This window comes from Nocardia sp. TBRC8007 (assembly GCF_056629435.1).
Genome location: NZ_JBWSOR010000024.1, coordinates 1 through 11,788, shown reverse-complemented (window position 1 = coordinate 11,788; position 11,788 = coordinate 1). Strand labels below are relative to the sequence as shown.

Here is an 11,788-nt window from a genome sequence, read left to right as displayed (position 1 = left end):
GTCGACCACCCCGCGCCGTATGAGCCCTGTCCGAGGGCTGGCATCGTTGTCCGAATTGAACAAGGAGTTTTGCGGGGGAATGCCACGGTCGATCGCTTACCGCGAGCACTCGTTCGCGCCCGGCGAGTACACCGACACCGAACTGCTGGCAGCGCATGTCCGCGGTCAACGGCACGCCTTCGCGGAATTGCTGCGCAGACACAACGACCATCTATGGCAGACTGCCCTGCGTACGTCCTACACTCGCGAGGACGCGGCCGATTCTCTACAAGACGCGCTGTTGGCGGCCCACCGCACAGCCGGCTCGTTCCGCGCCGAGGCCGAGGTACGCAGTTGGCTGCATACAATAGTGGTGAACGCCTGTCTGGATCGAATCCGACGTAACAAGTCCAGACGCGTGCTCTCACTTTCTCCGGATACCATGCCCGAGCCCCGAGACGATCGCGACAAGATGGCTGAGCTGGAAACATCCATGGTCGTTGATCACGCTTTGTTCTCACTGCCACCGGACCAACGAACCGCGCTGGTCACGGTAGATATGGAGGGGTATAGCGTGGCCGAAGCCGCAGCGCTGCTCGGTGTCCCCGAAGGAACCATCAAAAGCCGGTGTGCCCGCGCACGACAGCGATTGAAAGAGCGATTGGATTTCCTACGTGATCCGGGGAACCGGAAGTAGTTGGGATGCGTCATTAATGGTGACGAAAATGAGCGATAGCAGAAGCAGCCCCCATCAGCACGGGGATTCCGCGATGACCGAGGCAGACAACGGAGGTGCGATGTCGACCCGGGTACCGCAGCCTCCGTTCACGGCCGAATTGCTCGCCGATCTGCACGCAGGCAATATGACCGCGGCGCAATACGAGCAGTTGTGGCCCGTTGTTTCCCACGATCAGGAGGCACTGAGCTTCTTACGCTCACTCGACGATGTCAGCGCCGAACTGCGCGCACTCGGACGTACCGAACGCATCATCCACGCCATGCCCGAGGACGTGATGACCCGGCTCACACGACTCGTCGATGAGCTCGACGTATCCGAGGATCGGAGTGAACCGGACACCGCTACCATCGAGCGGCGACCACCGGTTCCGGCGGCAGAATCCGGCAGCGAAACACCGACACCGAAATCCGCACCACGACTGGCCATATTCGACGCGCGCCGACGGAGCGGGCTACGGTGGTTTGCCGCCGCTGCTGCGGCGACTGCCCTGATGGCGGGCACGGGCGGCATCATCTCGATCCTGCGCAGCGGTGACCAGACCAGCCCTACCGCCGCACCCACCGTAGGAACCACTCAGTTCGGCGATGATCTCACCTCCACCGCCGCACTCGGTGCACTCGGCCGTCACGATGTCACCGGCATACTCGCCTGGCCCGAGGCGTTGGAGCGCTGTGTCCAAGCGAACGGACTCGACCGCGATATCCTCGGTTCGAGGGATATCACATTTCAAGACCAACACGCGGTGCTCATTCTGCTCACCGGTCCACGTCCGCCGAAGATCACCGCTCTAGTCGTCGGAACCGGTTGCAGTACAGAAGATCCGCAACGAAAGGCACTCCAGGATATCGGCTGACCCCGCCTGCGGCCGCACCACGCCGGATCCAGCGGGCGCGGGAACAACAACAACTACCCTGTTGTTGACCGACACGTCTATTGTTTCCCGCGGAGGGCCATATGAGCGAGCGAACAACCACCATAGCCACGTTCGAGATCATGCCGGATCCGAGCATCGGTGAGGCGCGGTCATGAGCGCGCCGGTTCGCGACCTGATCATCATCGGCTCGGGACCAGCGGGCTACACAGCCGCTGTGTACGCGGGGCGTGCGGAACTTCAGCCTTTGCTGTTCGAGGGAACCCAGTTCGGCGGTGCGTTGATGACTACCACCGAGGTAGAGAACTTCCCCGGATTCCGCGGCGGCATCATGGGCCCGGAACTCATGGAGGAAATGCGAGAGCAGGCCAAACGATTCGGCGCGGAGATCCGCACCGAGGACGTGGAGTCCGTCGACCTGACCGGCCCGATCAAACAGGTCACTGTCGGTGACGAGACTTACTCGGCCTATGCGGTGATCCTCGCTATGGGCTCGGCCGCGCGCTACCTGAACGTACCGGGTGAGCAACGTCTACTCGGCCGTGGTGTCAGCGCGTGCGCGACCTGCGACGGCTTCTTCTTCAAGGGCCAGGACATTGTCGTAGTCGGCGGTGGCGACTCCGCGATGGAAGAAGCCACCTTCTTGACCAAGTTCGCAGCCAGCGTCACCATCGTGCACCGCCGCGAGGAGTTCCGAGCTTCTCGGATCATGCTGGAGCGGGCAAAAGCGAACGAGAAGATCAAGTTCGTGCTCAACGCCGAAGTGGTCGAGGTGCACGGCGACAATGCCGTCACCCATCTGACTCTGCGGGACACCCGGACCAGCGAGACCTCCGAACTTCCTGCTGGTGGCCTGTTCATCGCGATCGGGCACGATCCGCGCAGCGAGCTGGTCAAAGGCCAGATCCCGCTGGATGACGAGGGATACGTGCTGGTGAAACATCCCACGACCGCCACAGCGCGTCCTGGCGTCTTCGCTGCGGGCGATCTCGTCGACCACACCTATCGGCAGGCCATCACTGCGGCAGGAACCGGCTGCCAGGCAGCCATCGACGCCGAGCGCTGGCTGGCCGAACAGGGCGACATCACCACGAACACCGTCGGCCATGCAGGCGAGCCGGTGACCATCCCCGGCAACTGATCTTCTGCCGACGCTGTATCCAAGGAGAAATTCATGCCCGAGACCATCAAAACGGTCACAGTTACCGACGCGTCCTTCGCCGATGAGGTGCTGCTCAGCGAGAAGCCCGTCCTCGTCGACTTCTGGGCAGAATGGTGCGGACCATGCAAGATGGTCGCGCCTGTCTTGGAAGAGATCGCCGGCACGCACTCCGACAAGCTGACCATCGCGAAACTGGATGTGGATGCCAACCCGAGCACTGCTCGTGATTATCAAATCCTTTCGTTGCCCACTATGATGCTGTTCCGCGACGGTAAACCGGTCAAGCAAATCGTCGGAGCGAAGGGCAAAGCGGCTCTCCTGCGTGAACTCGAAAGCGTCATCTGACGGTGTGGGTCGACGATCCGATATACCCCTGAACCTGAGGATTCTCGAAATCCGCTCCAGTTCTGCGACAATCGACCAACGCTCCGGTCGTGCGAAGGTGTATCCCATAGCATGAGTGGGTACCGCGCTTGACGGAAGGAAAGGGCTCACACGCATGCACCGACTTCGTCACGGCGATACCGGCCCAGCCGTAGCAGAGGTTCGGGGCACCCTGGCAAGTCTCGGGTTCCTACTCGCGCACATCGGCACCGATCACGCGGACGCACGCGAGTACTGGAAAGATATCGACGCGTCCTTCGATCATCATCTGGACTCCGCGGTGCGCGCGTTTCAGCAGCATCGCGGGCTCCTCGTCGACGGTGTAGTCGGCCCGGCAACCTACCGGGCCTTGAAAGAGGCATCCTACCGGCTCGGTGCGCGCACGTTGATCTACCAGCTCTCCGCGCCACTGTACGGCGACGATGTAGCCACCTTGCAGCGCAGACTGCAGGATCTCGGTTTCTATGTGCACCGTGTCGACGGCTACTTCGGCCCGTATACCCATGACGCGCTCTCATCGTTCCAGCGGGAGATCGGGCTGGCCGCCGATGGCATCTGCGGGCCGGACACGCTGCGCTCGCTGGATCTGCTCGGTGCCAGAGTCACCGGAGGAAACCCGCACCGGATCGCCGAGGAAGAGGTTGTGCACCGAGCGGGACCACAGCTCACCGGCAAGCGGATCGTTATTGATCCGGGCCTCGGCGGGCCCGCTAAGGGCTGGGCGGTGCCGACGGAGTACGGCGACGTCTTCGAGTCGGAAATCTTATGGGACTTGGCCAGTCGCCTGGAAGGACGAATGGCGGCCACTGGCATGGAGACCTTCCTGTCCCGTCCATGGGGCGCCGATCTCACCGATGTCGAACGCGCCGACACATCGAACGCCTTCGATGCCGATCTGATGATCTCGCTGCGCTGCGCTACCAATCCGAGCCCGCTAGCCAACGGCGTCGCTGGATTCTACTTCGGCAACTCGCACGGCTCCGTATCAATGATCGGTCAGGTGCTGGCCGGCTTCATCCAGCGGGAGGTCGTCGCACGAACCTCATTGCAGGACTGTCGTACCCACGCACGAACCTGGGATCTGCTTCGTCTCACCAAGATGCCGACCGTTCAGGTCGACCTCGGTTATCTGACCAACGAATATGACGCCTCGGTACTCGCCAATCCACGCATGCGGGATGTGATCGCCGAAGCCATCCTGATCTCGGTCAAACGACTGTATCTGCTCGGGCAGGACGACCAACCCACCGGAACTTACACCTTCGCTGAATTGTTGGCCGAGGAGCTGGCTGCCGCAGACCGTATATAGTTTTCGCCGGTCCAGCCTCCACCGTGTTAGAGCATGGAAGCTGTCCGGTTCAATGCGCTCCGATGCGGGTAGGTACGGTCGCCGACGCTGCTGCGAGCAACTGGTCCAGCGCCCGTTCGACGTCTTCCTTCCAGCCATGATCGGAGTCGAGCTCCAATCGCAACCGCGGGAATCGGTGGTGGGGTGCGATGACCTCGAAGCCGACATCCTCTAAGAAGTCGGCGTCGATCATACAGGTTTCGGGTGAGCATTCGGTCGTCGCTCCGGCTACACTCGCACCCTTGATCGGTGCGGCGATCCGCTCCATCAACGTCATAGGACCGACTCGATCCGACAACGCCTGTGTGGATGGCGAGGCACGGAGACCGAACGCCTCCAGCGCACGCACCCCACGACGCACCAAGTCGGCCACCACCGCCTGGATCATACGATGGGCTACGTCGGAATCCTGATAGGGGAATTCGGCCCGCAGTGTGGTCAGCAGGACCGCATCCGGGCTCACCGGGGAGGTGGGGAAAAGAGCCGCGCGCGGTACTACGCTCGGTGGCGCGTACAGCGCACAGCCGACCACATTGCCGTCGACGTTGACTACCTGCCCGCACGCGCCCCACTCCAGCATGACTCTCGACAGCCAAGCCTCCTTCTCGAAGACCGGATCGCTGAAGGTGCGAGATTCTGCGGCTACTCCGGGATCGATCTCCCAGAAGACACAACGGCGCGTATGCGCGGGAAGTTTTTCCAGTCCGCCGAGGGTTAGTGCTGTGACGCTGGTCGACACCGCTCTGCTCAGCCTCCAGCTATCCGATTCATCCACACTCACGTCGCATCACTGTGTATTCGCCAGCAAGGATAAGCGATCAAGGGGAATCCGCCTCACTCCATATCACTGTGCTGTTGGTCGGAAGAAATTATCTTGCTCCGCCGGAGCGGTGTAGCCGCCCCAGCCGCATGAACCCAGTACCGTCACAGTGACGTTTCGGCCCTGGGTTCACACCTATAGAAATCATGAGTCGATTTCGTCACATCTATCACGCATTAGGTGTGGTTTGCTCCATCAGAGAAACGATCCGTTCGAGGTCATCGATAGACCCGAACTCAACAACGATCTTGCCTTTGCGCTTACCCAAACTCACAGTAACTCGCGTGTCGAACGAACCGGATAACCGATCGGCCACATCCTGCAAACGCGGCACCTGGATCGGCTTACGCCGGGTCACTGGGGAAGGTGCAGCGGCGTCCGGATCTCGATTAGCGAGCACCACAGCTTCCTCAGTAGCTCGTACCGAAAGTCCCTCGGCGACGATGCGAGCAGCGAGCGTCTCTTGAGCATCCGCACCCGTTTCGAGGCCAAGTAGTGCCCGCGCATGACCAGCAGACAATACGCCCGCCGCGACTCTGCTCTGCACTGGGATCGGCAACTTCAGTAAACGGATCATATTCGTCACCACTGGGCGGGAGCGACCGATTCGGGCCGCCAGTTCCTCATGGGTGACGTCGAATTCTTCTAGAAGCTGTTGATACGCCGCGGCCTCTTCGAGTGGGTTCAGCTGGACCCGGTGAATGTTCTCCAGCAGAGCATCGCGCAGCATCGACTCGTCCGCGGTCTCCCGAACAATTGCGGGAATGGCAACCAATCCAGCTTCCTGACACGCCCGCCAGCGCCGCTCGCCCATGACCAATTGATAGCGGTCTACACCTGGTTCGACTCGGCGCACCACAATCGGCTGCATCAGACCGAACTCTCGAACCGAATGCACAAGCTCGGCCAGCGCATCTTCCTGGAAGTTAGTGCGCGGCTGCTTGGGGTTCGGTTCGATCTGATCCGGCGGGATCTCTCGGTAAATCGCATCGCCGAGTGCGATCTCACCGCCGCTGTCAGCCGGATCAGGGACCCGGTGCAGATGGGGCGGAGCAGGCCGCGAATCGACTGGATCGAGGCCGGTGGCACTCGCAGCAACACCACCGAGACCAGGTACGGCTTCTGGTGCTGTGGGGATCAGCGCGGCGAGACCTCGCCCGAGTCCACCCTTCTTAGCCTGACTCATCGGTCGACAGACCCCTTCCTCATCCCGCCACCAGACCGGATTGTGCCCAGTGTCGCCCCAGCCAACGTAGTCATTCTGCCGACTTGATCACAGCAGCGCGCGAAGCCGTCGCGCGGGCAGCTATCTCACGTCCGGCATCCAGGTAGCTCATCGCCCCCCGGGAACCGGGGTCATAATCAAGCACCGTCATGCCATAACCCGGCGCCTCTGACACCTTTACACTGCGTGGGATCAACGATCGCAGAACTACATCACCGAAGTGCCCACGCACCTCCTCCGCGACTTGGTCCGCCAGCTTGGTACGACCGTCATACATCGTGAGAATCACGGTAGAGACATGGAGTTCGGGGTTCAGATGCGCCTGCACCAAACCGATATTGCGGAGCAGTTGGCCAACGCCTTCCAATGCGTAGTACTCGCACTGGATCGGGATCAGCACCTCTTTCGCCGCGACAAGCGCATTGACCGTCAATAGCCCTAGCGAGGGTGGACAATCGATCATCACGTAGTCGATGTCGTAGCCAGCGAGGTTCGCTTCCTGAATGGCGGCTTTCAATCGCCCTTCTCGGGCCACCATCGATACGAGTTCGATCTCAGCGCCGGCCAGATCGATGGTCGCGGGGATACACAGGAGGCGGTCATTGTGTGGGCTGGTTTGGATTGCGTCCTTGACCGAGGTTTCACCGATGAGCAACTCGTAACTGGAGGGGACGCCGGAATGATGCTCAATTCCCAGGGCGGTGCTGGCATTACCTTGCGGATCGAGATCGATGACGAGAACCGTCATCCCCTGATGTGCCAGGGCAGCTGCTAGGTTCACGGCGGTCGTCGTCTTCCCGACGCCACCCTTCTGGTTAGCGATCGTAATAACGCGTTGCTCGTGCGGTTTCGGCACAATTGCCTTTCCTGGATGGAGAACCTGACTCGCACGGTGAGCTTCAGCGGCTATCGGAGTCTCACGTGGGGAGATTTTCCCGTACGGCGTGCCATCAAAAGCCTCCGCATCGAAACTACTGGAGTCCAACATCCCCGGCACGCGCGACGCAGTTTCCCGTGAAACATTCGCCGGACCGCTCGACATAGACAGCTCCTAACCCGAGAACCTTCAGAACACGTGCGCGACGGACGGGTTGGCGCGTCGTGTTTGCCATAGCCTTTGCCGGATCGAACATAATGCACAACCAGGTTCACGGTGTCTCATCGGCCGAGCGGAGCTCTCGCCGTCGTGACAACCCGATTCCTCCGTGGCGCATCTTCGCTCACGCCCGACGCACACTAGCTTGCCAGTACTGGACGCGATAGGAAAGCTGAATCGCGACATGGTGTGCAGGGGCACGCGAATCCGCGTGACATCACTACGCCGCACTCGTTGTTTCACATGAAACATCGACCGCGATCGCATTTTCCGGACGACGAACCAGCAACCACGAAGGTCGCAACCGCTTCGGGGATGAGTCCCAGAGCTACCCAGCTGACCGAAGGGGGAGTCGGACACGTTCATACACAGATGATTCTATTCACTCCCTTCGCACGTTCCGAGGTCCACCTGCATGGGAACTGCGGCAAAGAAGCAGATTCGTTTCACCGCGATGTTTCACATGAATCATGGCCTACCGAGTACGAACACTTCATGAGCCAATGATCATCCGCAACCCGACCTTATTCATAAGCCCTGACCAAAACCGATACCTGCCTATGTGTGGACTGAACTGCCGCCACGGTAGGTAGCGCGATGGTGAATACGATGTGTGCTGCCCTCCGGTCCAGACGCTCATCTCAGTGCGGACACGCGCAGTACACACCGCGTCCAGCGGTGAACATCTCTGCGTCTCTTATCATCGCAATACGTGGCCTCTGAAACGAGAGCGACGACCGGAAGTATCCGAGTGAGTAGTCAGCACAAACCGAGCTGCCGGAGCACACACGATATGAACAATGCCGCTGTACGCCATTGCGCGACTTAGTGAGATAGAGCTGTTCCAGCACCAGGAACCAGAGAGTCGGCTTCGCTCTGGGCTCAGCAGTCGATGTACATACATCACCTAGCAGGCTCCATCGCTCTTGGATGCCTATTGAGATGGGTTCGAATCACGTGAAATATCCGTAAGAGCGCCAGCGGCGAACTTCGATAGTTGAATCGAACCGGCGTGATCAGGTGCAGACCTTGCCACCCGAAACGTTGAAAGCTTCTTTCGCGAAACCACAAGAGCGATAACGAATTCTCTATCTGCTCTTTCTGGCCGCGCGCCTCGCTTTCCTGCGCTCCACCAAGACAGGGCGAGCTGCTTTCGTACCACGTTCGATTGCCAGCTCAGCCCGTCGCCGTGACGTTCGCGCAGTACGGGGGAGTCGCTCAGCACTGATCACCATAGTCGGCGTGGAGACCAGTCCGACACCGCACTGGAGCACGATCGCATTGCCAGCACCAGCCTTTACCAGCGCCGCCCTGTCACGTTCGAGTTCCTCTGCGGCACTGGCTCCCTTGAGCGCGAGCATACGCCCGTAATCACGCAGAAGAGGAACCGACCACTGCGCGAGCTTTCCAAGCGGGGCCACCGCGCGGGAGGTAACCACATCCGCCCCACCGGCTTCCTTCAGCACACCCGACTGTTCCGCACGACCGCGCACAACGGCTACATCCAGTCCGGTTGATTCGATGAACTCGCTCAGAAAGATAGTGCGACGCAGGAGTGGTTCGACCAAAACGATTCGGAGGTCCGGCCGTAAGATCGCAAGCGGGATTCCGGGCAGCCCGGCACCACTGCCGATATCAACCACTGACGCACCTTCAGCGATCAACTCGGCAAGCACCGCGCAGTTGAGGATGTGGCGGTCCCAGAGTCGCGGCACCTCGCGCGGACCGATTAGCCCACGTTCAACCCCCGCGTTCGCGAGCGCCACGCAATAGCGCCGCGCGAGATCTATTCGCTCGCCGAAAACAGTCACCGCCACGGGCGGTTCCGTGGGCAGCGCAGCAGTTCCACCGAGATCTCGTTCCACGTGAAACATCCTTCCGAACTCGAGTCGATCAAGGATCGTACAGCCGGACGGCGGACGAAAAGGGGTCCCTGGTCAGTGGACCAGAGACCCCTATCCAACCACCGGCTACCTGGGCCACGAAACACACGGACCGCTTAGGAGCATCCTCAGGTAGGAACGACTACAACATAGCGATTCGGTTCGACACCTTCGCTCTCACTATTGACGCCCTCCACAGCAGCTACTGCATCATGCACAATCTTGCGTTCGAACGGAGTCATCGGCACTAGTGACTCCGGCGCGCCAGACTCCAACACTCGTTGCGCCGCGGCCGCGCCGAGCGCACTCAGCTCCGATCTCCGCTTGGCCCGCCAACCTGCCACGTCCAACATCAGCCGACTTCGCACACCGGTTGCCTGCTGCACAGCCAGGCGGGTCAACTCCTGCAACGCATCGAGTACCTCACCGTTGCGGCCGACAAGTTTCGTCAGATCGCGACCGCCATCAATGCTCACCACAGCGCGATCTCCTTCCACATCGAGATCAATGTCACCATCGAAATCGAGTACGTCGAGCAGTTGCTCTAGGTAGTCGCCGGCGATCTCGCCTTCCTCGATGAGGGCTTCTTCGACATCACTCCCGACATCACCAGCGTCGGTATCGGCATTCACCATTGTGGTCGCCACTGTGGCGTCCCCTTCGTCGGTCTCAACAGTCATGTGATTTCCTTCATCTGCTCATCGCGCGCGCCGGACATTCGACGCCGACGGTATTCGCGATCAAAGGGCGTGCTCAGCGATTGAGCGGGGCCTATCGGCCCATTAAACGTGTGATCAGCGCCTACGCTTCTGATTTGCCCTGCCCCGGTTACCCGGACGCTTCTGACCGCCCGAACGACGTTGGCTCGCCGCCTGCTTCGTCGGTTTGGCGGTACCGTTTGTCGACGCCTCCGCAGCGTCCCCGTCTGGGGAAACCGCGGACACCGGCTTCTTCTTCACATTCACTGGCTTGGCACCAGGCTTCGGCGCATTCTGGGCGCGCTGCTCCAGCTTCGCCTGCTTCTTAGCCTCTTCTTCCTTCGCCATACGGCCGAAGACAAGGTGTTGCTGCCCATAGGTCCAGATGTTGTTGGCGACCCAGTACAGCAGAATGGCGATCGGCAAGAATGGACCACCAACAAGCACGCCGAGCGGGAATACCCATAACGCGAGCTTGTTCATCAACGCGGCCTGCGGATTGGCCGCAGCTTCCGGTGATTGCCTGGCAACCGAGGCACGTGCGTTGAAGTGAGTCGCCAGGCCTGCGATGACCATCAAAGGGATTGCGACGAGCGCGATACTCAACCGACTCGGCAAACCACCGTAATCGGCGAATGCCTGCAGCTCTTGTATCGGGGTAGTGATGAATGCCGAGATCGGCGCGCCGAAGATTCGAGCGCTCAGGAAGGACTGCACGTCGGCGGCGCTGAAGACGTAGTTCGGGAGGTTCGCGTTCTGCTCTGGTGTCAAACCCAACTGGCCGAATCCGTGGCCGGTTCGGTTGAACGAACGCAGTACATGGAACAACCCGAGAAAGACCGGTACCTGGGCGAGGATCGGCAGACAGCCCATCAACGGATTGAAACCGTTTTCCTTTTGCAGCTTCTGCATCTCGACCGCCATCTTCTGGCGGTCGTTCTTGTACTTCTTCTGCAGCTCCTTGATCTGTGGCTGCAGTTCCTGCATCTGCTTGGTGGTGCGTACCTGTTTGACGAACGGCTTGTAGAGCACCAAACGCAGAGTGAACACCAGAAACACCACGGCCAGCGCCCAGGTGAGACCATTGTCCGCGCCGAACGCGAACCCGAAAACCCGGTGCCAGAACCAGAGGATCCAGGACACCGGATAGTAGATGAAGTCGAGCACGGCTCTATGCACTCCCGTCGTTCGTGTCGCCGATCACCAGGTACGGCGATCCCTTCCAAGCGTTCGGCTCCGATCGCGGTCCGGCTGGCTCGGTTCCCTCGATACCGCTTCGGTAGCTGCCTCGTCCGCCGGCTCGGTGCTCAGTACTCACCGCTTCCGCTCCGGGACGGGGTCCCACCCACCAGGGTGCCAGGGTGCACATTTGGCTAAACGCACAACCGCCAGTGCTAGCCCGACGAACAAGCCCCTGGTTCGCAATGCGGTGACCGCGTACTCACTGCACGTCGGGGTAAATCGACACACCGGCATACGAGTAGGGGAGACGTAGGTCCGATACAGCTCGATCACAAAGATCAGTGTGTTCACAGGCAGCTTGGCGATTATCGCGGCCACGCTCGTGCTGTGTGGTTCATCGG

General features: G+C 60.5%; 12 protein-coding genes. 5 read left to right on the top strand and 7 right to left on the bottom strand.

The window, feature by feature from the left end:
- The first annotated feature begins 79 nt into the window (after positions 1-79).
- From sigM to ACX4ZE_RS16645, 5 genes are all read left to right on the top strand, one after another.
- Positions 80-676, top strand: coding sequence for an RNA polymerase sigma factor SigM (gene sigM, locus ACX4ZE_RS16665; RefSeq protein WP_480274392.1), 597 nt, complete (start codon positions 80-82; stop codon positions 674-676).
- Positions 677-749: 73 nt separating this feature from the next.
- Positions 750-1,571, top strand: a complete 822-nt coding sequence (locus ACX4ZE_RS16660) for a hypothetical protein (protein WP_480274356.1) — start codon at positions 750-752, stop codon at positions 1,569-1,571.
- Positions 1,572-1,743: 172 nt separating this feature from the next.
- Complete coding sequence (trxB, locus tag ACX4ZE_RS16655; RefSeq protein WP_480274355.1) at positions 1,744-2,730, top strand: thioredoxin-disulfide reductase; 987 nt, start codon at positions 1,744-1,746, stop codon at positions 2,728-2,730.
- 33 nt (positions 2,731-2,763) lie between these two features.
- The gene (gene trxA, locus ACX4ZE_RS16650) at positions 2,764-3,096 is read left to right on the top strand and encodes a thioredoxin (protein ID WP_480274354.1); all 333 of its coding nucleotides are present in this window, start codon (positions 2,764-2,766) and stop codon (positions 3,094-3,096) included.
- A 154-nt stretch (positions 3,097-3,250) separates the two neighbouring features.
- Entirely contained in the window at positions 3,251-4,444 is a 1,194-nt protein-coding gene (locus ACX4ZE_RS16645) for an N-acetylmuramoyl-L-alanine amidase (RefSeq protein WP_480274353.1), read from the top strand.
- 49 nt (positions 4,445-4,493) lie between these two features.
- Here the strand turns inward: ACX4ZE_RS16645 and ACX4ZE_RS16640 are convergent, their stop codons facing one another.
- The 7 genes from ACX4ZE_RS16640 to yidD form a co-directional block, all read right to left on the bottom strand.
- Positions 4,494-5,222, bottom strand: coding sequence for a GNAT family N-acetyltransferase (locus ACX4ZE_RS16640; protein ID WP_480274391.1), 729 nt, complete (start codon positions 5,220-5,222; stop codon positions 4,494-4,496).
- A gap of 250 nt (positions 5,223-5,472) precedes the next feature.
- Positions 5,473-6,489 (bottom strand): ParB/RepB/Spo0J family partition protein, encoded by a 1,017-nt coding sequence (locus ACX4ZE_RS16635; protein ID WP_480274352.1) that lies wholly within the window; start codon positions 6,487-6,489, stop codon positions 5,473-5,475.
- 70 nt (positions 6,490-6,559) lie between these two features.
- Entirely contained in the window at positions 6,560-7,516 is a 957-nt protein-coding gene (locus ACX4ZE_RS16630) for a ParA family protein (RefSeq protein ID WP_480274390.1), read from the bottom strand.
- A 1,196-nt stretch (positions 7,517-8,712) separates the two neighbouring features.
- Positions 8,713-9,498: a 16S rRNA (guanine(527)-N(7))-methyltransferase RsmG gene (gene rsmG / locus ACX4ZE_RS16625; RefSeq protein WP_480274351.1), complete on the bottom strand. Its 786-nt coding sequence runs from the start codon at positions 9,496-9,498 to the stop codon at positions 8,713-8,715.
- Positions 9,499-9,635: 137 nt separating this feature from the next.
- Positions 9,636-10,187 carry a Jag family protein gene (locus ACX4ZE_RS16620; protein WP_480274350.1) on the bottom strand — a complete coding sequence of 184 codons (552 nt, stop codon included), beginning with the start codon at positions 10,185-10,187 and terminating at the stop codon, positions 9,636-9,638.
- Between the two features lie 114 nt (positions 10,188-10,301).
- Positions 10,302-11,372 carry a membrane protein insertase YidC gene (gene yidC / locus ACX4ZE_RS16615; RefSeq protein WP_480274349.1) on the bottom strand — a complete coding sequence of 357 codons (1,071 nt, stop codon included), beginning with the start codon at positions 11,370-11,372 and terminating at the stop codon, positions 10,302-10,304.
- A gap of 147 nt (positions 11,373-11,519) precedes the next feature.
- The gene (gene yidD, locus ACX4ZE_RS16610) at positions 11,520-11,765 is read right to left on the bottom strand and encodes a membrane protein insertion efficiency factor YidD (protein ID WP_480274389.1); all 246 of its coding nucleotides are present in this window, start codon (positions 11,763-11,765) and stop codon (positions 11,520-11,522) included.
- Positions 11,766-11,788: the final 23 nt, after the last annotated feature.